Below are 24,160 nucleotides of genomic sequence, written 5' to 3' on the forward strand. Positions count from 1 at the left end.
GGAGGTCATTCCATTGGATTCACTTCAGAAAATGAATGAGGCATTAACCTATATTGAAGCACAGCTGTCAGATGAGATCGATTTGAAAGAAGCGGCTATGCGGGCTGCTTGTTCGGAGTATCATTTTCAACGGATGTTTTCATATCTGTCAGGCATCAGCCTCTCGGACTATATCCGGCGCAGGCGGCTTACGATTGCTGCACAGGAATTGAGGGATCAGCACGTGAAAGTGATCGATGCTGCTGTTACATTCGGATACCGTTCACCTGATTCATTCACCAGGGCTTTCAAAGAGTTTCACGGGTGCACCCCGACAGAAGCCAGGGAAGACGGCAGTGCACTCAAAGCCTTTCCAAAAATGACCTTCCGATTAACCATAGATGGAGGGACAGAAATGAATTATCGTATCGAAGAAAAAGAACGCTTCCGGATTGCCGGAATAAAGAAAAGAGTGCCGATTATTTTCAATGGGGTAAACCCGGAAATTGCCTCCATGTGGCAAAGCCTGAATGAAAACACGATCAAGGAAATGAAACAGCTTTCCAATATTAAGCCATCTGGATTGATCAGTGCCTCGGCCAATTTTTCAGAAGGAAGAATGGAGGAGAAAGGGGAACTTGACCACTATATCGGCGCGGCAACCACGAAAGATTGTCCGGAACACTTCACAACATTGGAAGTGCCGGCATCTTCGTGGGCTGTATTCGAAGCAGTCGGGCCATTTCCTGAAACATTACAGAATGTATGGGGGCGGATTTACTCCGAATGGTTTCCTTCATCGAATTATGAACAGGTGGAGGGGCCTGAAATTCTCTGGAACGAGCATAAGGACGTGACTTCACCGGTGTTTAAAAGTGAGATATGGATACCGGTCCGGAAACGGTAATCGGTCTAATTCAAGAAACAGAGCAGGCATCCCATGCTCTGTTTTTTTGTCATGCATTCAATGGTTTCAACTGAACATGATCAAGCGCCTCATTAACCGTATGCAGATCGTAAATTTTCCTCTCCAGACAAAAACGGATAACAAGATCAGACTTATCACTGTCTGACAGGGAATACCCTGCCGCACTTAAGAGTTCCTCTGTGTCGTCCATCCCCAGCTCCAACGCAAGTGCCAGGGCGATGGCCGTCTGTTTCTTCGGACGGTAATCGGGGTTGGACCGGATCTTCGAGAAGTGTCTGCGATCCAGTCCGGCTTTCTTGTAGATGACAGAATCACTTACGCCTTTCTCATCAATATAGCTGAATAGAATCTGGTTAAGCGTCGGTTTCTGGTTCTTGACGATGAAATCCTCCAGTTCACTCGATAGCATTTCCTCTTTATAAATAGGGTGCGGAGCTTCAAGGCAGAAATCAAGTTCATCACGAGTAAGATGAAAGTCTATGTATTCCTGCAATTCCTCTAATATCTTTTTGTGAAGCAAAGGGTCAGCCTCCTCCTATAATGTCGCTTTCAAGGCGACCAAATATTGGATTATTTTTATTATGATTATAGCATGAACCAATCAGGAAGGATGTTGAATATGAACAAGAATAAAACAGAAATCATTTTTCTTCTGGACAGAAGCGGATCGATGGGAGGGCTTGAGGACGATACAATCGGTGGATTCAATGCTTTAATTGAAAGACAGTGTAAAATGAAAGGTGTAACGTATTTGACGACCGTTCTGTTTGATGATCAGACAGAAATTCTATGGAACGGCATTGATGCACATCATGCAAGACTGACCGATCATGAGTATTATGTGAGGGGGTGCACCGCCCTGCTTGACGCCGTCGGCAAAACGATTTCAGAAGTAGGCAGGAGACTGTCCCAAATGAGTGAAGACAAGAGACCCGGTAACGTCATCTTCGTAATCACCACTGACGGAATGGAAAACTCGAGCCGAGAGTATTCGTATGATAAAGTGAAAAAAATGATCAATCACCAGCAGGAGAAATACAATTGGGAATTCATTTTCATGGGAGCCAATATCGATGCTGTGGGAGAAGCGGATTCCATCGGTATTCCTAAGGAACAGGCGTTTTCTTTCGAGGCATCCAATGAGGGGGTGGGGAAGATGTATGACCTTGCTTGTGACGTCGTATCTGAGAAACGGATGGATGAGGATTTGATTAAATAAGGCTGGTGGCGGTGGATCAGACTGTTGCTCAGAAATCAACAGTGGTGTTAGTTCGAATGAAAAACCGCTATTACCAAGATGTTTATGGAAAGATTAAAAAAAATTCATAAAACCCCTTTACCTTCACGGTGCGTCAAGGTGTACAGTTAAATTGTCAGGAGGTGAGATCAATGGAATACACCATATTGAAATTAGGAAAGTTAGCAGGCGTAAGCACCCGGACACTCCGGTATTATGATGAAATCGGGATACTGAAGCCGGCCAGGATCAATTCATCCGGATATCGGATCTACGGGGAGAATGAAGTCGAAAAGCTGCAGCATATACTCTTTTACAAAGAACTGGGTGTTGGCCTCGATCAAATAAAGGATATTCTGGACGATCCCGCTTTTGACGTTTCACATGCATTGGCTGAACATCGCGATCAATTACTCGCGAAGAGAAAGCAGCTCGATTTGCTGATAGCCAATGTCGATAAAACCATCGCCGTGAAAGAAGGGAGAACAACCATGTCTGATAAAGAAAAGTTTGAAGGATTCAAAAGAAACATGATTGACGAGAATGAGCGGAAATACGGAAATGAAGTCAGGGAGAAATATGGTGACGAAACCGTCGACCAATCGAATGCGAAGCTTCAGAATATGTCCCAGGAAGATTTTGACCTGGCAAACAAGCTTGCGGAAGACATTCATCAAACACTTGCAGAAGCAGTCAAAACGGGCGATCCATCAAGTGCTCCCGCACAGAAAGCCGCCGATCTGCACAAACAATGGATTTCGATGTACTGGCCGAAATACAGCAAGGAAGCACATGCCGGACTCGGGGATATGTATGTGGCAGATGAACGGTTCAAATCCTACTACGACAAAGAGAGGGACGGTGTCGCGGAATTCCTGAGAGACTCCATTTATGTGTATACTGGGATGAAGAAGTAATCCTTTATGTCAATTGTATCTGAAGGGCAAAAAAAGGATTAAGTCGAAAATCATATTGAAATATAAAGCAGACAGTAAGGATGGTAACGTAAAATCCTTGATGTCTGCTTTATTATATCTACGGTGCCAGTAGATATGTGGTTTTGGTATTAAACATTTCCTTCATTCGTTGTTAATACAATATATATAGAGGAATTTTTTGAGAGAACCTAGAACTATTATACTCGTTGGATATTATCTGAACATACTTGAAAAAGAAAGGATGGTCAGCATGAAAACAGGAACAAAACTAGCACTTTTTGTGGCATTATTTGTATTAATCGGTTTTCCTGTCATTTTCACATTTATATCAGTAATGAGCGACAATTGGAAATATCTGTTATACAGTCTGCCCGGCTCATTTACTGCAGGATTTATCGGCCTGGTTGTGACTTTACAGCATATAAAGAAAGAGCGTACCATTGTGGGAAGGTAAGAAACAGAATTATTGAAGGATGCTGGTGTTATAGATGAACATAAAAAACCCTACACTCTTGTTGATTTTTTGTTGTATAATTTTATAGAGTGAAATACCAAATATATACAGTGATTATTAGAGGAGAGAACAAATGAAGTCGACACCAGTTTTGGGAAAAGAACGGATGGTCACCCTTGACATCATTCGCGGTTTTGCATTATTCGGTATATTCCTGGTGAATATGCCAGCATTCCATTCACCTGATTTCATGAAATCAATATATGGGATTCCTAACGATTTCAGTGGATTGGATCACTGGATTGATGTGTTTTTTGCATTGTTTGTAGACATGAAATTTTTCACGATTTTTTCATTCTTATTCGGTCTTGGATTTTATATCTTTATGAGCCGTGCCGAAGAGAAGGGATTGCGTATGAACAGGCTGTACCTGAGAAGGATCTTCGCCTTGCTGCTGTTCGGGGCTGCCCATTTAATCGGGCTTTGGTTCGGGGATATTCTCCATACGTATGCCATCGCAGGTTTACTGCTTCTGTTCTTCTATAAAAGAAAGATCAAGACTATGGTCATCTGGGCATTCAGTCTGTTGTTTGCCATCAACGCGTTGTTCAGCCTGATGCTGTTGATCCCGGCAAGCATCCTTGAAGACACAGAATCCGCATCTGCATCCAGCATGCTATACGGCAGTATGGAAGAATATTTGCATGTATACGAACATGCAGGGTATGCAGAGTGGGTCTCTTACCGTCTTGGTACAGAAGTTCCTGCAATGCTCGCAAACTTAATCCCGGCAATGTTCCCTGTATTCGCGATGTTCCTATTCGGATTGGCAGCAGGAAAAGCTGGTATCTTCCGTGACGTAGATGGGCACTTGTCCTTCTTTAAGAAAATACGGACTTTGTCTTTCGTGATCAGTGCACCCCTCGTTGGGATTCTTGCCATGTATATGACGAAGGCTTGGGATCTTGGTGTGAAGCAGGAATTTGTCGTGCAGGTGTTTACGAGCTTAAGCGGATTAACGCTATGCTTCTTTTACATTTCATCCCTCACCCTGTTGCTTAGGAAAGAAAAGTGGCAGCGGAAGCTTCGACCGCTTGGTTACACAGGTCAGATGGCGCTGACAAATTACCTGATGCAAACAATCCTTTCTGTCGGGCTGTTCGTAGGATTGGGGTTTTATGGAGATGTAAGTCTCTGGCTGGGAACCGTCATCTGCCTATTTATCTTCTCCCTCCAACTTGTATTCAGCTCCTGGTGGCTGAAGAAGTACAGGTTCGGACCATTTGAATGGTTGTGGAGATCATTTACCTATCTCAAACTTCAACCTATGTCAAAAAAAGAAAGAACCGAAGATTCTGGTAATGAAAAAGCAGTATAAAAGATAGTCAAGCTTTGGATAATGTTTTTTGCTTAATAAAAATCCGAGCTTTAATTCAAATTCACAAATTGGAGTTTGAGTTAGTTCGGATTTTTTTATCGGGCCAGTTAGAGGTTGTTATTCATTTTAGCATGTTCCAGCGGTTGATTGGAGTGCAAGACGCAGACTCCTGCGGGAAGAGTAGCCAATGTGAGACCTGTCCAGCTCTGGGGCTTAGAGGCACACGCCTCTGAGCAAAGCCCCTCCGCTTTTCTTACCCGCAGGAGCGAACACGACGAGGAGGCTCACGGGCTACCCGCGGAAAGCGAAGTCTTGTGCGGAAATCATTAGCGGTATATAGAGTCCACACTAATGAAGTTGTTTTTTTGTGGTTTCAGCTTCGCTTTTATGTAAAAGTCAAAATACCGTAAATAAAATTTGCATTTCCCGTCAATACCTGTTAATCTAAGGGAGAATTATTTTTGTTCATCTGTAAGGAATGAAAGTATTTAAACTTTTCGCCTTTGATATCTAATTGAGCAATAATAGTAATAAAATGTGGACTTGAATCCACGCAGGAGGAAATAATTATGCAAGAAGGTACAGTAAAATGGTTTAACGCAGAAAAAGGTTTCGGTTTCATCGAAATCGAAGGTGGAGAAGATGTATTCGTACATTTCTCAGCTATCCAAGGCGAAGGCTTTAAATCTTTAGACGAAGGTCAAAAAGTAACGTTTGACACTGAACAAGGTCAACGTGGACTTCAAGCGACTAACGTCGTTAAAGCATAATTGCTTTAATAAGAAAGGACTCTCATCCCGAGAGTCCTTTTTTTTGTCAAAAAAATGCCGTCAGCTTAAGCACATGTAAATGTATCCAACTGCCGGCACCTACTTCAACTAAGTAGAGGAATACTTGATGATTCCCTGCACATACACCAAAGATTCTTTCTGAACGCATTCTCTGATCTTGATCTTTCCCTCTTTCTCCAGTTCCCTTGTCATTTGCTCAATACTTTCACCATCCACATTGGAAGCAATTTCTATAGAAAAGAAATTACCGCGGCTGACATGATTAAATTCCATAAGTAATCGATTTTTATCCATTGGGCCATCCCCTTTCCTTTTATATTCGACATAAATGAAGTGTTCCCCTTTTAAATACCAATTTCAGGTCAGGATTTTTCTGAAAATCCTGCTGCTGCAGGAATGAATTTGCATTACCTGGAAAAATAGGACTTTCGAATGTTTGCATTTTCCTTTAGGACCTGTTATTCTAATAAAGAATTATTTTTGTTCGGTCTGTAAGGAATGAAAGTATTTAAACTTTTCGCCTTTGATATCTAACTTGAGCAACAATAGTAATAAAATGTGGACTCGAATCCACGCAGGAGGAAATAATTATGCAAGAAGGTACAGTAAAATGGTTTAACGCAGAAAAAGGTTTCGGTTTCATCGAAATCGAAGGTGGAGAAGATGTATTCGTACATTTCTCAGCTATCCAAGGCGAAGGCTTTAAATCTTTAGACGAAGGTCAAAAAGTAACGTTTGACACTGAACAAGGTCAACGTGGACTTCAAGCAACTAACGTCGTTAAAGCATAATAGCTTTTACCGGAAAAGGACCCTCATTATGAGGGTCCTTTTTTTCTTGAAAACCGTTATTCCTTCCCTGCGATTTCTACCTTAAGCAAAAGAGGATATTTCTATCAGCCTGTTGAATACATTTATGACAGGAGGAGAAGGTCATTGGACTATATAGTAGAAAAGGTGAAAGAAGATATATACGCAGTTGCATTTTGGGATTCAGGATGGAATTCCTATAATAACTGCTATTTGATTGTAGAAGAACACGGAGTAACCTTGATCGATACATGTAAAGGAAAACATTCGAACTTACTTTTGAAAGCGTTGAATGACCTTGGGAAAACAGAGGATGAAGTGAAACTTGTGTTAGCCACTCATGGTCACGAAGATCATATTGAAGGCGCCAATATGTTTAAGAAGGCTAAGAAAGTCATCCATCCTAAAGAGGAAGGCAAGGGGATTATGGGGTTTGATCCTGCACTAGCTGATCGAGGAACTATGCATGGATTCGACTATTGTCGGGTAGGTTATCACTCGCCGGGATCTGTCATTTTCTATCACCGCCAATCCAACGTCATTTTTACAGGAGACTTTCTTTGCTTCTTTGGAGACCCATTATCGAAGGAAGGTCTAGTTTCAAAAGGAGACGAACTAAGACAGGCTTGGGTGGAGTATCTCCAAGGCGGCGGGGTAGCAGCCTCGGACTTGCCAGTCTTCCTTGATGGTTTAAAAACCATCCAAGGCTATGATTCAGATGTCATGTGCACAGGCCACGGTGGAGTGCTCATTGGAGCAATTAATGAGTTTATAGAAATGCTTATTAATGTTGAAAGGTGTCAATGATATAAGCAGAGGCTGCCTCAATAATGGCATGCCTCTATTTTTTTTGGGAAAAAATGAAATAAAATAATTGACTAAAATCGATTACAGTTGTAAACTATAAATATAAAATGATTACAATTGTAAACGGATTGAGGTGATATCTATTGTCCAATGAAGAAAAGCCTGAGATCACGGATTCCGAATGGGAAGTCATGAGGGTTGTCTGGACGCTCAAAGAGGTGACAAGTAAGGAAATCAGCAAAGTCCTCGAAGACAAAAAAGAGTGGAAACCTGCGACGACCAAGACGTTTATAGGGAGACTGGTCAAAAAAGGTATGCTTCATACAGAAAAGACCGGCAACCGCTTCATCTACACAGCCGCGGTCAACGAGGAAGAAAGCCTGAAAACATTGAAATCAGGATTATTCACTCATATCTGCAGCCGTGCAGTCGGCAAGACAATTGCTGATTTGATTGCTGAGGCTACACTCAGTCATGACGACATAGCCTTGCTTGGAGAAGCTTTACAAAAAAAGAAAAAAGACGCTGTCGAAGAGATCGCATGCAACTGCGTCCCTGGCCAGTGCAACTGCAAAAAAGATCACGGCATGGACTGCCGGCATTAATAAATCATTTAAGGAGTGTTCAAACATGGAAAAAACATTATTGAAAGTAACAGGTATGACGTGCGGAAACTGCGTGAAGAAAGTAGAAACAACGCTTAATGAACTTGACGGAGTGGAAAAAGTAAAGGTTGATCTTGAGAATGCTTCCGCAAAAGTTAAATACGACGAAACAAAGCAATCTCCTGATAGTCTGAGCAAAGCGGTCACTGAATCAGGCTACGAATCAGAACCAATCAAATAATAAAGGTGGTCTCATACGATGACCGAAAAAACGTTAAGCATCGAAGGGATGACATGTGCGTCATGTTCGCAGGCGGTTGAAAAAGCGACAGAGAAACTGTCGGGTGTTCATGCAGCCAATGTGAATCTGGCAACTGAAAAACTGAATATACGTTTTGATGAGAATGAAATCACACTGGATGAGATAAAAAGCGCTGTTGATGATGCAGGCTACAAAGCCGTTACGGAAATGGCAATGAAAACATTCACGGTATCCGGCATGACCTGCGCTTCGTGTGTACAATCAGTTGAAAAGGCAACCCGTAAACTTGAAGGCGTGAAAGAATCAAGTGTCAACCTGACTACAGAAAAGATGGTCATTCAATATGATTCATCATTATTATCGACTGCCGGCATCAAAAAAGCAGTTTCCGATGTGGGATATGAAGCTCAAGAAGATGTGGATACAGCAGATGCAGTCGATGAAGACAGGGAAAAGAAGGAGCAGCATATCAAACATATGTGGAAGCGTTTCTGGGTATCCGCGGTTTTCACGATCCCTCTTCTGCTTATCTCGATGGGCCATATGTTCGGCTTGCCGCTGCCCGAAACGATTGATCCGATGATGAACCCTGCAGGATTCGCGATTCTCCAGCTCGTCCTGACAATACCGGTCATGGTGATGGGAAAACCATTTTTCACAGTTGGCTTCAAGACATTGATCAAGCGCCACCCCAATATGGATTCATTGGTGGCGCTTGGTACAAGTGCAGCATTCTTGTACAGCTTGATTGCCACAATCTTCATTGTAACGGGTAATGAAAGCTATGCGCAGGATCTCTACTATGAATCAGCTGCTGTCATCCTGACGTTGATCACATTGGGAAAGTATTTCGAAGCCCTCTCAAAAGGGAAAACATCGGAAGCTATCAAGAAGCTGATGGGGCTTGCCCCCAAGACAGCCACAGTCGTAAAGGAAGGCCGGGAAGTGGAGATTTCCATTGAAGAGGTGGAAGCCGGCGACATCATCATCGTAAAACCTGGTGAGAAGATGCCGGTTGATGGTGTCGTGGTCGAAGGAACCACTTCTGTTGACGAATCGATGCTGACAGGAGAAAGCATTCCTGTTGAAAAGAAAACCGGGTCTTCCATCATCGGTGCGAGCATCAATAAAAACGGGACGATCCGTTATGAAGCGACCAAGGTCGGAAAGGATACGGCCCTGTCCCAAATCATTAAACTAGTCGAAGATGCCCAAGGTTCTAAAGCGCCGATTGCCAAAATGGCCGATATCATTTCCGGTTATTTTGTGCCGATCGTCATTTGTATATCCATCTTGACGGGTCTCGCCTGGTATTTTGCAGGGGAAACAGGGCTGTTCGCATTCACAGTAGCCATTTCCATTCTCGTTATCGCCTGTCCTTGTGCGCTTGGACTCGCGACCCCGACGGCGATCATGGTCGGTACCGGGAAAGGTGCTGAAAATGGTGTTCTCATAAAAAGTGGCGGTGCACTTGAAACCACGCACAAGATAGACACAATCGTCTTTGATAAAACAGGAACGATCACGGAGGGGAAGCCCGTTGTAACAAATATCGTGACTGTTGAAGGTTTCTCCGAAGAAGAGCTGTTGATCCTGGCGGCTTCTGCTGAAAAAGGTTCCGAGCATCCTCTTGGTGAAGCGATTGTCAGGGCAGCGGAGGCAAAAGGGCTGACTCTTCTGAAAACAGAATTCTTTGACGCCATCACAGGTCAGGGACTTGAAGTGACGATTGACGGAAGGGATTTATTGCTTGGAAACCGTAAACTCATGGATGAAAATGATGTGGACTTAAAGAACTTGGTCGATACTTCAGATCGCCTGGCATCGGAAGGGAAAACACCGATGTATATCGCAGTCGAAGAAGAAATTGCAGGTATCATTGCGGTTGCAGACACGGTCAAAGAAACAAGTTTCAAAGCCATCGAAAAGCTTCACAATATGGGCATCGAAGTCGCCATGATCACCGGAGATAATAAGCGGACCGCTGAAGCCATTGCCGGGCAGGTTGGAATTGACCGAGTGCTGAGCGAAGTACTGCCTGAAGATAAAGCAAATGAAGTCAAAAAACTTCAGGAGGAAGGTAGAAGAGTCGCAATGGTCGGTGATGGCATCAATGACGCCCCTGCCCTTGCGCAGGCTGATATCGGGATCGCCATTGGATCGGGGACTGACGTCGCCATGGAATCAGCCGACATCGTCCTGATGAGAAGCGACCTGATGGATGTTCCGACTGCAGTCGAACTAAGCAAAGCCACAATTCGAAATATTAAACAAAATCTATTCTGGGCATTTGCCTATAACATCCTGGGAATCCCGGTCGCTATGGGCATCCTTTACCTGTTTGGCGGACCGCTGCTGAATCCGATGATTGCAGGGGCTGCCATGAGCTTCAGCTCTGTATCGGTATTGCTGAATGCTTTGCGCCTGAAAAGATTTAAATCTTCCAGCTGATGAGTGACGAGGATGGTAAAGAGTATAGAAGAATGGATGACCTCCAGCGCTCGTTGGGGGTCTTTCTTCATTATGGGAAAGTCGGTCTACACCCATTGCACCAATAAAATCATGATAACATTGTACATTTTTTTCCTTTTTATTGAAACTTTCCCCACGCTTATCCGTATAAGTAAGGTAGAACACAAACATGAGGAGGATATCATGAAGAAATTACTTGGAATCGGAACGGCTGCACTTCTGGTGTTTACATTGACTGCCTGCGGAACGGCAACTGGCGGGAAGGATCTGGAAGGGATCATGAATTCAGCTATTGAAGCATCAGAAAACCTGGATAGTTTTCACGTGAAGATGGAGATGGAGCAGGATATCATTCCATCAGGAGAAGAAGGGGAGAAAGTGACACAGACGTCCACGATTGAAATGGATTATGTGACTGAGCCTCTGGGAATGTATCAAACGACTGAGATGACAATGATGGGGATGCCGATTGAATCGGAAACCTATTTTACCGAAGATGGCCTTTATACGAAGGATTCAATGAGTAATCAATGGCAGGCTGCGCCGAAGGAACTGTCCGATTCAATCGTTGAAATGAGTAAGAATCAAGCGGATGCATCTGAGCAGCTGAAGCAGCTGAAGGAATACGCGAAAGATGTGAAATTTGAAGAAAAAGAGGATCACTACCTGATTTCATTTAAAGCTTCCGGGGATGAATATCAGAGTTTGGTAGAAGATACAATCGATTCTACACTGCCTGAAGGACTGATGCCGAAAGAACTGCTGGAGGGCTTGAAAGTGAACGCGCTGAGTTACACGTATGAAATCGATAAAAAGACGTATCACCCGCTTAATTTCTCAGTGGATATGGATTTTGATATGGAGATCGAAGGCGAGAAGGTGCAATCGGTTCAGAAGATGAATGGAAGCTACTCAAAGATTAACGAAATCGACGATATAACGATTCCTGCCGAGGTGAAAGAGAGCGCAGTTGAAATCGATGAGTCAGCTCTAATGACTGAATAGTGACCGAATGACGTGTGGATATCCATGCGCCATTTTTTCAGGTAGGCTTTTTACATACTATGTTGCTTCGCAAACAACATTCAAAGGTCCGTCATCGCTGCTTTATCGCAACGAGTGACGGGCCTTTGAATTTAGTTGACCGATTTACGCTCGATCAATTCGGTGGACAGTTTATAGTAAGGTTCAACGCTTTCCTTCGACAATACCTGGAAGATCAGATGGACTGCCAGTGCGCCTGCTTCGTACTTCGGCTGCCGCATGGTGGTGAGCGGGGGAGAGACGTACTCCGAAAGCTGGATGTCATCGAATCCGATTATGGAAATATCTTCAGGTACGGCGATATTCTTTTCATTCAACGCTTGAATGCCGCCGATGGCCATTTCGTCGTTTGCATAGAAGATAGCTTGCGGGACATCCCTTTGTGCGATCAGCATTTTGGTTGCATGATAGCCGCCTTCCCTTGTGAATCCTCCAGAAACCTTCCATTTGGGCCGATACACGATTCCGTGTTTCAAAAGAGCATCTTTATACCCTTTGAATCGGCGTTCGTTGTCATGAGAATTGTAGGGACCGCTGACGAAGGCGATTTCACGGCTTCCTTTATCAATCAGGTATTCCGTTGCCATGTAAGCACCATGTACGTTATCGACTTCAATTTGAACGACGTGGTCATTTTGAACGCTGCGGTCAAGGACGACAATCGGGAATCCTTCACGAGCAGAATCGAGGATTGTTTCATCATCAATATTATGAGCAAGAATGATGACCCCATCGACTCGTTTCTCCCTGAGGAATTTTACAGCAGTGGATTGAGCACCGCCGATCGAACTGCAGGCGATAAGATCATATCCGTTTGTTGACGCTACATCCTGGACGCCTTTTATCAGTTCGGAGTAATAGGGCCCTGACAGGTCGCTGAGGATTAAAGCGATTGTATTCGTGCTCGTCCGTTTAAGATCAGAAGCGAGTCCGTTTTTTTGATAATTTAATTGTTTCGCAGCAGCCAACACTTTCTGCCGTGTTTTCTCACTGACCTTCGTACTGTTGTTCAACGCATACGAAGCCGTGGAAACTGCGACACCGGATAGCTTGGCTACGTCTTTAATGGTTGCCATGTGTTCACATCCTCTTAGAAATAAGGCAAACCCTTATCATTGTTGTGTACTCATACATTATACAATTATTGGTATGGATTGAAAGCGTTTTATTTCGTTTAATGTGACCTGATGGAATAGACCACGGCTTCATAAGGTCTCAGTATGTTCAGATCAGAAGGGTGAACTGATGAATCGGAATAATTGTTGATTATCAGTCCGGCATCTGAATGTAGAAACTCGGATGGAAGCTCAACTTCCGGACTCCCGCCATAGAAATTCGCGATGACAAGAAATTTCTCGCTTCCTGATGTTCTCGTATAGGCGAATATTTCAGAATGGTCTTCTAAAATCAGCTCATATTCACCATATACAATGATGTCGTGTTCTTTTCTTAATTGAATCAGTTTTTTATAGTGATGGAAGATGGAACCTTCGTCCCTTATAGCGTCTTCTGCATTAATATCCTTGGAGTTCTCATTAGATTCAAGCCATGGTGTCCCGGTTGTGAAGCCGCCATGAAGGCTGGAATCCCATTGGAAAGGGGTCCTGGCGTTATCCCGTCCTTTCACATGAATTGATTTCATGATGACTTCATGAGGAACGCCTTCCGATATTTTTTCGTTATAATAATTGATTGTTTCGATATCCCTGTAGTCTCGGATATCATCGAATACGATGTTGGTCATCCCGATCTCTTCACCTTGATAGATGTATGGGGTTCCCTGCATCATATGAAGAAGAGTGGCAAGCATCTTCGCCGATTCCACACGGTACTCGCGGTCATTTCCCCATCTTGAAACGATTCTCGGCTGATCGTGATTATTCCAATACAAACTGTTCCAGCCTTTTTGATGGAGGTCAGTCTGCCAATTGCTAAGTGTCTTTTTTAAGTCCATTAAATTCAGGGGTTTCAGGGCCCACTTTCCTTTTCCTTCGATTTCGTCAAGCGACATATGCTGGAAGGTAAAGACCATATCGAGCTCATTCCGTCCTTCCCCAGTATACAACTTAGCCGTTTCAGGGGTGGCAGAAGGAGTTTCCCCGACAGTTATGGTCGGCTGGCTGGACAGAACCTCTCTATTCATTTCATGCAGGTAGTCGTGAAGCTTGGGTCCGTCGGTCAGAGTCTTGTCATCGATCTCTTTCCCGATCAAATCAATGACATCCATGCGGAAGCCGCTGATGCCTTTATCGAGCCAGAAGTTCATCATTTTATAAAGATGATCTCTGACTTCCTTGTTGTGAAGATTAAGGTCTGGCTGCTTTTTGCTGAAAAGATGGAAATAGTACTCACCGGTCGCCTCATCATATTCCCATGCCGTCCCGCTGAAAACGGACGTAATATCACTCGGGGGACCATCATCGCTGCTTGCTCTCCATACATAATAATCACGGTATGGATTGTCCTTCGATTTCCGGGATTCGATGAACCAAGGGTGCTCATCGGACGTATGGTTAATGACGAGATCCATCATAATGTGGATGTCTCTTTTGCGTGCTTCTTCAATCAGCCTATCCATATCATCCATCGTACCGAAATCACTCATGATTTCATAATAATTGCTTATATCATAGCCATTATCGTCATTTGGCGATTGATACACAGGACTGAGCCAGATGATATCGATACCTAAAAAAGCAAGATAATCAAGTTTTTCGATGATACCGGGAATGTCCCCGATCCCGTCTCCGTCATGGTCATTGAAACTTCGCGGATATATTTGATAAACCGTTGATTGGTGCCACCATTTTTTATTCATAGATCCTCCTAATGTGCTTTGGATTTTTGTTGATTTTTTGCAGGGAAGGGGAGTGGGAGTTGCGGGTTTGTGGAGCTGGCACAACTTGAGTATCCTGGCTAAAACGTTATTTTGTGCCTGGAACAAATGACCTTAATTGAGCCTGGCACAAAAAGGCTAATTTGTGCCAGGCATCGGAGTTCGAGCCTGGCTCAAAACACCCCAGTCGAGCCTGGCCAAAATAACCAAATGGTGCCAGGCTCATCTCAACGAAATGAAGCCCGCCACCATTCTAAAAGTGTGTACCTGGTACCACCTGCTTAATCTGTACCAGGTACAAATCCTAAATCCTGTACCAGGTACAAACTCTCCCACCTTTTCCAGAACAACCTTACTTAATCCCCGACATTGTAAATCCTTCCACAATGTACTTCTGGAAAAACGAGAAGATAATGATGATCGGCACAACCATGAATGCAGCGCCAGCCATTTGTAATCCAAAGTTATTCGCATATTGACCCTGCAGAAGGGAAAGTCCGACAGACAGTGTATACAGACTCTCATCATTTGCAATGATCAGCGGCCATAAGAAGCTGTTCCAGGCGCCGATGAAGGTCAGGATTCCCTGTACCGCGAAAATAGGTTTCGCAATCGGCACGATCAAGCGGAAGAAAATGTAGAATTCCCCGGCTCCGTCCAAACGGGCGGCTTCGATCAGATCGGTCGGGATCGTGGTCATGAACTGCCTGAACAGGAAGATGCTGAATGCAGCTGCAAGACCTGGCAGTACGATTCCGGCCATGGTATTGGTAAGACCCATTTCATTCAGGATCAGGTAAACGGGAATCATCGTAACCTGTGCAGGGATCATCATCGTGGCCAGCACAATGTAGAAAATCTTTTCTCTACCTTTAAATTGATATTTTGCAAATCCATAGCCGGCCATGGCGTTGAAGAATAAGCCGACAAAGGAGAATAGGACAATGATTAACGTATTCCGCAGATAGACGCCGAAGTTCATGCTTTCAAACAGATTGACGTAGTTTTCGAGCGTTGGATTCTCAGGAATCAGCGTAGGCGGTATTTGAAGCACTTCGCTTTCCGGTTTGAATGAGCTTGAGATCATCCAGATGAAAGGAACAGATACGATGATTCCGCCCAGGATCAGCAGGATGACGACAAAGAGCCGTTCCATTTTAAATGTTTTCATAATTTCTACCCCCGATACTGGTAAATTTTCAAGCTTAGTATTCTGTATCAGATTTTCGAATCTTAAATTGAATCAATGTAATGACGATGATGAACACGAACAGGATGAAGGATCCTGCTGCCGCGTAGCCGAATTCACTGAACTGGAAGCCTCGTTGGTAAATAAATAATGCCATTGAGATGGTTCCATCAAGCGGTCCGCCGTTAGTCATGACGAATGGCTCTTCGAAGAATTGCAGCCAGCCGATCAGCGTCGTGACGGTCACGAAGAAGGTAGCGTAGCGCAACAGCGGGATCGTCACATTCCAAAGGACTTGCCAGCGGTTGGCTCCGTCCATTTCCGCAGCTTCATAATACGATTTCGGGATACCCTGAAGTGCAGCGAGAAAGATGATCATGTTGATTCCGATCCCCTTCCATACAGCTAAAACAATCAACGATAGCTTGGCGATCGTTGGCTCTCCTAACCAAGGAATCTTCTCGACATCCAATAATGATAGTAAGTAGTTGAATAGTCCATACTCCGTGTTATAAAGAAATCCCCAGATGACTGCAACCGCGATGATGTTTGTAATCGAAGGCATATAGTAGACGCCGCGGAACACCGTGAATAGCTTGCTTGTCCCATAATTCAGGAGAAGGGCGATTCCCAGTGAGAAAACAATGACCAGCGGAACGCCGATGATGACATAAAATAGCGTATTGTAGATTGATTTATGGAACAACTCATCCGAAATCAATGCTGAATAGTTTTCAAGACCGATGAAGCTGACGTTCGACCAGTCCGCAAGACCCTTTAAATTCAGGTCGGTGAAACTGATCAGGAATGCCACTATAATCGGCACGATACTGAAAACAGTTAAAATGATCACTGCAGGAGCAATAAACACGTATGGATGTTTATTTGTTCTCAAGTCTTTTAATCCATTGCTCATGATATCCCACCTAACTAAAACACCGCACAAGGTTTATTTTAAAAATGGAGTTCAGGCAACCTCCTTTAGGGGAAATGCCTGTAACTCCAACTTTCTTCATTATTGTAGCGAGTGCTTTTATATTTTTAAGAATGTCCAGCTCCGGCGGCTGGCCCCTCGAGGTCATAAGCTAAATGGTCCAAGAAGGCAAAGGACGCCTTCCCGGCCCATTCATCTTATGCTTGTCGGGGCTGAACGAGCCGCCTCCGCTTTTCGTTTTACTCTACGATCTCATTTGCTTTTTTATTGAACTGTTCTAGTTCTTTATCGATATCAGCACCGCCGACAGTGATTCTTTCAATGGAAGAAAGGAATTCCTGTGCAATTTTTTCAAATTCTTTGATTTGCGGTGATGCTTCTGTGTTTTCGAGCTGCTTACCGAAAACAGACAGTAATGGATCTTCTTTCAGCTTAGGCTTTTCCCAAGCCTCTGTGCGTGAAGGAAGTGTATTGGAAATTTCCAGCCACTCCATCTGTGTTTCCACTTCATTCATATAAGAGATGAATTTAAGTGACTCATCGACATTTTCAGAGTTATGGAAGATCGACAGGTTTGATCCGCCCATGCTTGATGTGTTCGTTTCTTTCTTCGGCATCACCGCTACAGCCCATTTGTCTTTCAGGTCTGGAGCCTGGTCGTTGATGATATTGATCATCCATGGACCGCTGAAGAACATCGGCTTGGATCCGCTCTTGAATGCCTGTACAATATCAATCCCTTCAGCAGTAGGGCTCAGGCCTTCCTGGAAGTAGCTGGCATAGTATTCGATCGCTTCCTTGAATTCAGGGCTGTCGAAATTCATGTTATCCTTGCCTTCGAATTTGTATCCATTTTGCCAAGCAAAGATGAATGGAGTGATCTGGTCATTACGATCAATATCAAGTCCGTACATGTCTTCGCCTCTTGCATTCAGCTTTTCAGCTGCATCCTTCAATTCATCCCAAGTAGCAGGAGCTTTATCATAGCCGACTTCTTTCAATAGATCTGTGCGGTAGTATAGAACACGTGTATCGATGTACCATGGGACACCGACGATTTGATCGTCATATTTCATAGAAGTGGCGGAACCTTCGAAGAAATTTTCAGGTTTGAATTCTGGATAATCTTCTAAATGAGGTGTCAAGTCAAGTAGTGCACCTGCGTCAGCGAATTCAGGCACCCATGTCGTTCCTAATTGAAGGACGTCCGGGCCGTTTCCTGAAGCTACAGCTGTCAGAAGTTTATCGTGGGCGTTGCCCCATGGGATTGCCTGTACTTTTACTGAGATATCCTTGTTTTCTTCTTCAAACTTGGAAGCCATTTCTTTCAGTTTCTTACCTTCTTCACCCATTGCCCAGACGGTAATTTCTTTCTTGCCGTCTTTTGAATCACTGCCGCCTCCGCAGCCTGCAAGTACAGCAGATAAAGCCATCATAGCGACTAGTAAAAGTGTCCACGTTTTCTTTCTCATACTCCCATCTCCATTCAATTATTATTGTATTTTCTTTAAAATGGTAAAGCATTGTCTGAGTAATTCCCGTTGTGTTCGCTTGAAAAGTGAAGGCAGGAAATCACTCAAAGTTATTGAAACGTTTCGATAACTATATTATAATCAAACATGAATCCGCTTTCAACCACTTTTTTAAAAAATTGTTTACCAATCATAACTAAGGCTTGGTTAAAATGTTGTAACACCTTTAAATTACTTATATATATGGGGTTTTGGTGATTGTAGAGGTTTGGGTTCTGTATTGACTATCAGTACTATTACCCTTATAATTCGACTCAACTGTTAATTGAAACGTTTCACCAATAGAAAAAAACGCAACAAAAAATTCCATTTATTGGAGGTCTCCTTATGAATGAAAACAAGCTTACTTCATTAGTAAATGAAATGACAATGGATGAAAAAATCGCGCAGCTCACTCAGCTTGCCACCCCATTTTTTAAAGGAGCGGGTGATGGAGGACAGATCACAGGTCCGATGGCCGATATGGGCATCACCGATGAGATGATCCGAAACACCGGGTCGGTCCTTGGTGCGTCCGGCGCGAAAGATGTAAAGAACATCCAGCGAAAACACCTTGAAGATAGCCGGCTGGGTATCCCACTATTAGTTATGTCTGATATCGTCCATGGTTATAAAACAATTTTTCCTGTTCCGCTTGCAATCGGCTGTTCATGGGATCTTGAACTGGCAGAGAAAAGTGCGGAGATTGCTGCAAAAGAAGCATCGGTATCCGGTGTACATGTCACGTTTGCCCCGATGGTCGATTTGGTTCGCGACCCCCGCTGGGGAAGAGTGATGGAGTCGACGGGTGAAGATCCTCATTTAAATAGTGAGTTTGCAAGGGCATTTGTCCGAGGCTTTCAAGGAAACGACCTGACAAATGAAACGGACCGCGTCGCTGCTTGTGTAAAGCATTTCGCAGCTTACGGAGCACCTGAAGGAGGCCGCGATTACAACACGGTCGATATGTCAGAAAGGGAACTCCGCGAATATTACCTGCCTGCTTATCAAGCGGCACTGGATGAAGGCTGCGAGATGGTGATGACCGCTTTTAACACGGTGCTCGGTATCCCCGCTACAGGAAACAGGAAATTGATGCGAACGATCCTCCGCGAAGGGATGGGGTTTGATGGTGTTCTGATCTCCGATTGGGGAGCAGTGAAGGAGATGATTCCTCATGGAGTGGCAGAAGATGAAAAAGAAGCTGCTTTGAAAGCCCTTACGGCTGGTGTGGACATCGAAATGATGACTGCCTCTTATATGAAATATCTTGGGATATTAGTGGAAGAGGGTCAGCTTGAAGAATCACTGATTGATGAGGCCGTCCTCCGGATCCTGACTCTGAAAGAAAAACTTGGATTATTCGAAAATCCATATCGTGGAGCGGATGAAGAACTTGAAAAAGAGGTCGTTATGAGTGCCGCACACCGTGTAGCAGCAAGGGAGCTCGCTGTTAAATCCGCTGTTTTATTGAAAAATGAAGGGGTTTTACCCCTTGAAAAAAATCAGAAAGTGGCATTGATCGGACCTTTTGCAGAAAGCGGGGACATCCTTGGACCGTGGTCCTGGCTTGGTTCAAAGGCTGATGCTGTGACGATGAAAGCAGGATTGCTGCAAAAAATCGACCCTGCACAGCTGACCGTTTCTAAGGGCAGTGACATTGAAATGATCACTGAGGAGCAAATAAAAGATGCGGTCGAAGCGGCAAAAGATGCAGATGTGATCGTCCTTGCACTCGGCGAGGATTCGGACATGAGCGGAGAAGCAGGCTGCCGTGCAGATATTAAGCTTCTCCCGGCACAATTAGAATTGATTCAGCGAATCCGGGAACTCGGAAAACCGACAGTATCCGTCTTATTCAATGGACGCCCGCTCGATCTTCACGGTGTGTGGGATCAGACAGATGCGGTACTTGAGGCATGGTATCCGGGAACGGAAGGAGGAGCGGCAGTGGCTGACTTATTATACGGCGACCGCAATCCATCCGGCCGTCTGACGATGTCATTCCCTTACAGCGCCGGCCAGATCCCGGTTTATTACAACCACTACAATACCGGAAGGCCGAAAGGGGCACCAGATGCACAGGAACGCTATGTATCGCAATACCTGGATACCCCGAATAGTCCCCTGTTGCCGTTCGGATTCGGATTAAGTTATACAGAATTTACTTATAACAGTATGAAACTTACAAAAGAAACGATAACCTGTGATGATACATTGGAAGTATCGGTTAATGTGACGAACAGCGGCAAGGTTTCCGGCGAAGAGGTCGTTCAGCTTTATATACGCGACATGAGCGGCGAAGTCGTCCGTCCGCTTAAAGAATTGAAGGATTTTGCGAAAATCAGCCTGGAGCCGGGTGAGACGAAGGAAGTGACCTTCACCCTTACAGAGGAACAGCTGCGCTATCACCATTCAGACCTTACGTTTACGAGCGATCCGGGAACCTTCATCGCGTATGTGGGCGGAAGCAGCAAGAAAATCATCGAGAAATCATTCACACTAGTAAAATAGAGAATCGAGGGGAAAGCAAATGAATGCAAATGTTGTACTGACATCAGGAGAACTGAAATTTACTTTTTTACCAGGCGGAGACTTGTTTGCTGTCACACATAGAGACATCATGGTAAACGGATTGATGACCAATCCGATTGACGGTTCATTGAATAACTTATTCTTGCGGATCCATGGGACTGACGGGATCAAGTACGTTCCGATGATCGGTGTAAAGTCAGAAAGCTCGGTGGAGTGGGCAGACTCCCAGGTGAAGTGGAGAGGATCCTTCGAAGGTGTATCGTATGAAGTCATATTCACGTTGAGTGATAGAGGGGTCTGGTTCTGGGATATTGAAGTCGAAGGTCTGGATGAGGACGTAGACGTGGTTTATGGGCAAGATCTCGGTCTCGCTGATAAAGGTGCGGTCAGATCGAACGAAGCGTATATGTCCCAATATATCGATCATCGTGTTTTTGAACATGAGAAGAAAGGTTATGTTGTATGCTCCCGGCAGAATCAGCCGCAGTCAAGCGGATTCCCGTATGTTCAGCAGGGATCGCTTGGGAAAAGTACAGGCTATTCCACAGACGGATTCCAATTCTTCGGATTGTCTTATAAAGAAAGTGATGAGCCTGAGATAATCACACAGGAGTCACTGGCGAACGAAGTGTATCAGTATGAGTTTGCCTATACGGCTCTTCAAACCCGGAAGGTCCGGTTGAATGGCAAAGAACGCTTTACATTTTATGGTTTGTTCAAAGAAAATCATGCAGAAGCGATCGGTTCTCTGGAATATGAAAGAGAAGTGGAAGCAGCATGGGAAGAAGCACAGGCAATCGCTTCCCGGTTCAGCGAGTCTGATGTCAAGGTTCAGTTAAGACCTGAAATCGGCAATCCGCTGCGAACGCTATCGATGACAAATGAGGAGATAGAAGGACTTTTTGCCAGCCGGCATAATGAAGAGCGGGAAGGGGATACACTTCTTTCCTTCTTCACGGATACGCATGAACATGTGATTATGAAAGAGAAGGAATTGATGGTGGAAAGGCCACATGGGCACATTTTGATGTCCGGTGAAAACCACCGCTTGAAAGAAAACACGATTACGACAACCTCATTCATGTACGGATTATTTAATTCACAGCTGGTGGTAGGGAATACATCTTTTAACAAAATGATGACGAATCAGCGGAGTCACCTGAATATGATGAAGACTTCGGGACAGCGCATTTATGTGGAAGTGGATGGTGTTTACCGTTTACTGACGATGCCGTCGATGTTCGAACTCGGGTTCAACTACGCGCGCTGGTACTACAAAACGGAAGAAGATACGATTGTCGTGAGTAATTATACAGTGGTCGATTCGCCTGAAGTACAGCTGAATGTAAAATCACTTCAAGGTAACGCATACCGTTTCCTCGTGACGAATCAGGTGACGATGAATAATAACGAATATGAAACAGGGTTCAACGTGCAACAGGAGGGCGGGACCCTTACCATTACCGCCGATCAAAAGTCAGACAGCCGTTCAACCTTCCCTCACTTGTGTTATCGGATGAAAGTGGAAGGTGCGGAAATCGAGATTGGCCGCGAGGAAAAGCTGGCCGAGAATGTAGAAGAAGGTGCGGCATCACTGGTCGTGTTAGATCTGAGTGCTTCTGCAGAATGGAATTTGACTGTCCAGGGTCTTCTTGTCGGTGAAGAAATGGAGTTTGCCCGCCGTGACATGAAAGTGGAGATCGAGAAATACCGCGAGTACTACAGAGGGGTCATGAACGGTTTCAACCTTTCACAAGGGTCAGCCGTACCTGCCGGCCTGGAGAAAGTGAACGCACTCGCCTGGTGGTATACGCATAATATGCTTGTTCATTACTCTGTGCCTCATGGCCTGGAGCAGTATGGAGGTGCTGCATGGGGGACGCGCGATGTCTGCCAGGGACCGACGGAATATTTCATGGCGACACAGAACTATGAATCTGTCAAAGAAATCATCAAGACTGTTTACTCTCATCAATACGAAGACAACGGAAATTGGCCGCAATGGTTCATGTTCGATCAATATTACAAGATTCAGCAGGATGACAGCCACGGGGACATCATCGTCTGGCCGCTGAAGGTCGTTAGCGAATATATCGGAGCGACGAATGATTATGGGATTTTACAGGAGGAAATTCCATATACAGAGCGGAATGGCTTTGCTTTTACAGAAGAAAAGGAAACACTGCTTCATCATATCCGCAAAGAGCTCAACTATATAAAGGAAAACTTCCTTCATGATACGTTCCTATCCTCTTATGGCGATGGAGACTGGGATGATACGCTGCAGCCGGCGAATGCCCATCTGAAAAAATATATGGCGAGCAGCTGGACGGTTGCCTTGACCTATCAAGTCGTGGTGAAGTTGTCTGCGGTTCTTGAAGGTTCCCTTGAAGAGGAAGCGAAGGAATTTAGTGCTCTTGCAAAAGGAATCAAACAGGACTTCAACAAATATATTCTGCAGGATGATGTGATTCCGGGGTTTGTTTACATGGAAGAATCAGGTAAACCGGAATTCATTGTACACCCCAATGATACAAAAACAGGCATCCATTACCGCCTGCTGCCGATGAACCGCAGCATTATTTCAGAGCTGTTCACACCGGAACAGGCAGCTTCTCACTATGAACTGGTGAAAGAGCACTTATACTGTCCGGATGGCGTCCGTTTGATGAACCGTCCTGCCAAATATGAAGGAGGAGTCAGCACGCATTTCAAACGTGCGGAACAGGCTGCCAACTTCGGGCGTGAAGTCGGACTGCAATATGTACATGCCCACATCCGTTATGTGGAAGCGATGGCGAAGCTCGGATATACGGATGAAGTATGGAAAGGGCTTGAAATCATTAATCCGGTGGGACTGAAAGATGTCGTGCCAAATGCGGAAAGACGCCAAAGCAATTCATATTTCAGTTCTTCCGATGGGAAATTCAACACCCGTTATGAAGCGCAGGAACACTTTGCCGAACTCCGTGACGGTTCAATCCCAGTCAAAGGCGGCTGGAGAATCTACTCAAGCGGACCGGGAATCTACATGAATCAGTTGATTTCCAATGCTCTTGGTATCCGTCAGGAAGGGGAGGACCTGGTGATCGACCCGGTACTGCCTGAAAACTTCGACGGACTGGTATTCGATTTCATGTTCAATCACCGTCAGGTAACATTCAACTATCACTTTGGAAATAGTGACACCAGGCGTGTGGAAATGAACGGCCGGGCAGCTGCCGTCACCACGATTTCCAACCGCTACCGCCAAGGCGGGATGAAAATCGCGAAACAGGAACTCGAGAAAATGTTTAACGAAGACAGCAATATCATCGACATTTATCTCTAAAAGTAGAGAATGCCTGCTTCCCCCCGGAAACAGGCATTTTTTCATCCTTCAGCGCATCGAAGCGGAGGGCATTTAATGCGGTAAGTTTGATTCCCAGGGTCACTGGGTTAAAATTGAAGG

The 24,160-nt window shown here is 44.6% G+C and carries 21 protein-coding genes and 1 pseudogene; 15 read left to right on the forward strand and 7 right to left on the reverse strand.

The genetic code is table 11. The features are described from left to right. Positions 1–13: 13 nt before the first annotated feature. Positions 14–886 (forward strand): AraC family transcriptional regulator, encoded by an 873-nt coding sequence (locus V6B33_RS02940; RefSeq protein WP_334216233.1) that lies wholly within the window; start codon positions 14–16, stop codon positions 884–886. A gap of 49 nt (positions 887–935) precedes the next feature. Here the strand turns inward: V6B33_RS02940 and V6B33_RS02945 are convergent, their stop codons facing one another. Continuing rightward, a complete protein-coding gene (locus V6B33_RS02945; RefSeq protein WP_334216234.1) occupies positions 936–1,427 on the reverse strand; it encodes a hypothetical protein in 492 nt (163 codons plus the stop codon). A gap of 99 nt (positions 1,428–1,526) precedes the next feature. Between V6B33_RS02945 and V6B33_RS02950 the strand changes: the two genes are divergently transcribed. The 6 genes and pseudogenes from V6B33_RS02950 to V6B33_RS02970 all read left to right on the forward strand — a co-directional run bounded on the left by V6B33_RS02950 (position 1,527) and on the right by V6B33_RS02970 (position 5,684). Continuing rightward, positions 1,527–2,126: a vWA domain-containing protein gene (locus tag V6B33_RS02950; protein WP_334216235.1), complete on the forward strand. Its 600-nt coding sequence runs from the start codon at positions 1,527–1,529 to the stop codon at positions 2,124–2,126. A 170-nt stretch (positions 2,127–2,296) separates the two neighbouring features. Further along, positions 2,297–3,061, forward strand: coding sequence for a MerR family transcriptional regulator (locus V6B33_RS02955; RefSeq protein WP_334216236.1), 765 nt, complete (start codon positions 2,297–2,299; stop codon positions 3,059–3,061). 271 nt (positions 3,062–3,332) lie between these two features. Beyond that, positions 3,333–3,536, forward strand: coding sequence for a hypothetical protein (locus V6B33_RS02960; RefSeq protein ID WP_334216237.1), 204 nt, complete (start codon positions 3,333–3,335; stop codon positions 3,534–3,536). Between the two features lie 133 nt (positions 3,537–3,669). Next, a complete protein-coding gene (locus tag V6B33_RS02965) occupies positions 3,670–4,914 on the forward strand; it encodes a DUF418 domain-containing protein (RefSeq protein ID WP_334216238.1) in 1,245 nt (414 codons plus the stop codon). 143 nt (positions 4,915–5,057) lie between these two features. Then, positions 5,058–5,324 (forward strand): annotated as a pseudogene (locus V6B33_RS22030) (hypothetical protein). Positions 5,325–5,483: 159 nt separating this feature from the next. Then, positions 5,484–5,684 (forward strand): cold-shock protein, encoded by a 201-nt coding sequence (locus V6B33_RS02970; RefSeq protein ID WP_034762315.1) that lies wholly within the window; start codon positions 5,484–5,486, stop codon positions 5,682–5,684. A gap of 108 nt (positions 5,685–5,792) precedes the next feature. Here V6B33_RS02970 and V6B33_RS02975 read toward each other — a convergent pair whose 3' ends face one another. Then, positions 5,793–5,999, reverse strand: coding sequence for a hypothetical protein (locus V6B33_RS02975; protein ID WP_334216239.1), 207 nt, complete (start codon positions 5,997–5,999; stop codon positions 5,793–5,795). A gap of 296 nt (positions 6,000–6,295) precedes the next feature. Between V6B33_RS02975 and V6B33_RS02980 the strand changes: the two genes are divergently transcribed. The 6 genes from V6B33_RS02980 (at position 6,296) to V6B33_RS03005 (ending at position 11,665) form a co-directional block, all read left to right on the forward strand. Next, complete coding sequence (locus V6B33_RS02980) at positions 6,296–6,496, forward strand: cold-shock protein (RefSeq protein ID WP_034762315.1); 201 nt, start codon at positions 6,296–6,298, stop codon at positions 6,494–6,496. A 144-nt stretch (positions 6,497–6,640) separates the two neighbouring features. After that, the gene (locus V6B33_RS02985; protein ID WP_334216240.1) at positions 6,641–7,321 is read left to right on the forward strand and encodes an MBL fold metallo-hydrolase; all 681 of its coding nucleotides are present in this window, start codon (positions 6,641–6,643) and stop codon (positions 7,319–7,321) included. Positions 7,322–7,464: 143 nt separating this feature from the next. Further along, on the forward strand, positions 7,465–7,926 hold the full coding sequence (locus V6B33_RS02990) for a CopY/TcrY family copper transport repressor (RefSeq protein WP_334216241.1): 462 nt from the start codon (positions 7,465–7,467) through the stop codon (positions 7,924–7,926). Between the two features lie 25 nt (positions 7,927–7,951). Next, entirely contained in the window at positions 7,952–8,167 is a 216-nt protein-coding gene (locus tag V6B33_RS02995) for a copper ion binding protein (RefSeq protein WP_334216242.1), read from the forward strand. An 18-nt stretch (positions 8,168–8,185) separates the two neighbouring features. After that, positions 8,186–10,639 carry a heavy metal translocating P-type ATPase gene (locus V6B33_RS03000; protein WP_334216243.1) on the forward strand — a complete coding sequence of 818 codons (2,454 nt, stop codon included), beginning with the start codon at positions 8,186–8,188 and terminating at the stop codon, positions 10,637–10,639. 204 nt (positions 10,640–10,843) lie between these two features. Then, complete coding sequence (locus V6B33_RS03005; protein WP_334216244.1) at positions 10,844–11,665, forward strand: DUF6612 family protein; 822 nt, start codon at positions 10,844–10,846, stop codon at positions 11,663–11,665. A gap of 131 nt (positions 11,666–11,796) precedes the next feature. Here V6B33_RS03005 and V6B33_RS03010 read toward each other — a convergent pair whose 3' ends face one another. From V6B33_RS03010 to V6B33_RS03030, 5 genes are all read right to left on the reverse strand, one after another. After that, positions 11,797–12,780, reverse strand: a complete 984-nt coding sequence (locus tag V6B33_RS03010) for a LacI family DNA-binding transcriptional regulator (RefSeq protein ID WP_334216245.1) — start codon at positions 12,778–12,780, stop codon at positions 11,797–11,799. Between the two features lie 98 nt (positions 12,781–12,878). Next, on the reverse strand, positions 12,879–14,522 hold the full coding sequence (locus V6B33_RS03015; protein WP_334216246.1) for a glycoside hydrolase family 13 protein: 1,644 nt from the start codon (positions 14,520–14,522) through the stop codon (positions 12,879–12,881). A gap of 370 nt (positions 14,523–14,892) precedes the next feature. Then, complete coding sequence (locus V6B33_RS03020; protein WP_334216247.1) at positions 14,893–15,711, reverse strand: carbohydrate ABC transporter permease; 819 nt, start codon at positions 15,709–15,711, stop codon at positions 14,893–14,895. 34 nt (positions 15,712–15,745) lie between these two features. After that, entirely contained in the window at positions 15,746–16,645 is a 900-nt protein-coding gene (locus tag V6B33_RS03025; RefSeq protein ID WP_334216248.1) for a carbohydrate ABC transporter permease, read from the reverse strand. 257 nt (positions 16,646–16,902) lie between these two features. Next, on the reverse strand, positions 16,903–18,135 hold the full coding sequence (locus tag V6B33_RS03030) for a sugar ABC transporter substrate-binding protein (protein ID WP_334216249.1): 1,233 nt from the start codon (positions 18,133–18,135) through the stop codon (positions 16,903–16,905). A 387-nt stretch (positions 18,136–18,522) separates the two neighbouring features. Here V6B33_RS03030 and bglX point away from each other — a divergent pair, with 387 nt between their 5' ends. After that, positions 18,523–20,688, forward strand: a complete 2,166-nt coding sequence (bglX, locus tag V6B33_RS03035) for a beta-glucosidase BglX (RefSeq protein ID WP_334216250.1) — start codon at positions 18,523–18,525, stop codon at positions 20,686–20,688. A gap of 19 nt (positions 20,689–20,707) precedes the next feature. Continuing rightward, positions 20,708–24,040: a GH36-type glycosyl hydrolase domain-containing protein gene (locus V6B33_RS03040; RefSeq protein WP_334216251.1), complete on the forward strand. Its 3,333-nt coding sequence runs from the start codon at positions 20,708–20,710 to the stop codon at positions 24,038–24,040. Positions 24,041–24,160: the final 120 nt, after the last annotated feature.

The sequence above is a fragment of the Mangrovibacillus sp. Mu-81 genome, assembly GCF_036867415.1.
Taxonomy (GTDB): domain Bacteria; phylum Bacillota; class Bacilli; order Bacillales; family Bacillaceae_B; genus Rossellomorea.

What these genes read in the sequence shown, in the direction of transcription:
- V6B33_RS03010 (WP_334216245.1), bottom strand. Translation starts at nt 12,780, where the DNA reads ATGGCAACCATTAAAGACGTAGCCAAGCTATCCGGTGTCGCAGTTTCC.
- V6B33_RS03020 (WP_334216247.1), bottom strand. Translation starts at nt 15,711, where the DNA reads ATGAAAACATTTAAAATGGAACGGCTCTTTGTCGTCATCCTGCTGATC.
- V6B33_RS02970 (WP_034762315.1), top strand. Translation starts at nt 5,484, where the DNA reads ATGCAAGAAGGTACAGTAAAATGGTTTAACGCAGAAAAAGGTTTCGGT.
- V6B33_RS02975 (WP_334216239.1), bottom strand. Translation starts at nt 5,999, where the DNA reads ATGGATAAAAATCGATTACTTATGGAATTTAATCATGTCAGCCGCGGT.
- V6B33_RS02955 (WP_334216236.1), top strand. Translation starts at nt 2,297, where the DNA reads ATGGAATACACCATATTGAAATTAGGAAAGTTAGCAGGCGTAAGCACC.
- V6B33_RS03025 (WP_334216248.1), bottom strand. Translation starts at nt 16,645, where the DNA reads ATGAGCAATGGATTAAAAGACTTGAGAACAAATAAACATCCATACGTG.
- V6B33_RS02965 (WP_334216238.1), top strand. Translation starts at nt 3,670, where the DNA reads ATGAAGTCGACACCAGTTTTGGGAAAAGAACGGATGGTCACCCTTGAC.
- V6B33_RS02950 (WP_334216235.1), top strand. Translation starts at nt 1,527, where the DNA reads ATGAACAAGAATAAAACAGAAATCATTTTTCTTCTGGACAGAAGCGGA.
- V6B33_RS03000 (WP_334216243.1), top strand. Translation starts at nt 8,186, where the DNA reads ATGACCGAAAAAACGTTAAGCATCGAAGGGATGACATGTGCGTCATGT.
- V6B33_RS03005 (WP_334216244.1), top strand. Translation starts at nt 10,844, where the DNA reads ATGAAGAAATTACTTGGAATCGGAACGGCTGCACTTCTGGTGTTTACA.
- V6B33_RS02980 (WP_034762315.1), top strand. Translation starts at nt 6,296, where the DNA reads ATGCAAGAAGGTACAGTAAAATGGTTTAACGCAGAAAAAGGTTTCGGT.
- V6B33_RS03040 (WP_334216251.1), top strand. Translation starts at nt 20,708, where the DNA reads ATGAATGCAAATGTTGTACTGACATCAGGAGAACTGAAATTTACTTTT.
- V6B33_RS03030 (WP_334216249.1), bottom strand. Translation starts at nt 18,135, where the DNA reads ATGAGAAAGAAAACGTGGACACTTTTACTAGTCGCTATGATGGCTTTA.
- V6B33_RS02960 (WP_334216237.1), top strand. Translation starts at nt 3,333, where the DNA reads ATGAAAACAGGAACAAAACTAGCACTTTTTGTGGCATTATTTGTATTA.
- V6B33_RS02995 (WP_334216242.1), top strand. Translation starts at nt 7,952, where the DNA reads ATGGAAAAAACATTATTGAAAGTAACAGGTATGACGTGCGGAAACTGC.
- bglX (WP_334216250.1), top strand. Translation starts at nt 18,523, where the DNA reads ATGAATGAAAACAAGCTTACTTCATTAGTAAATGAAATGACAATGGAT.
- V6B33_RS03015 (WP_334216246.1), bottom strand. Translation starts at nt 14,522, where the DNA reads ATGAATAAAAAATGGTGGCACCAATCAACGGTTTATCAAATATATCCG.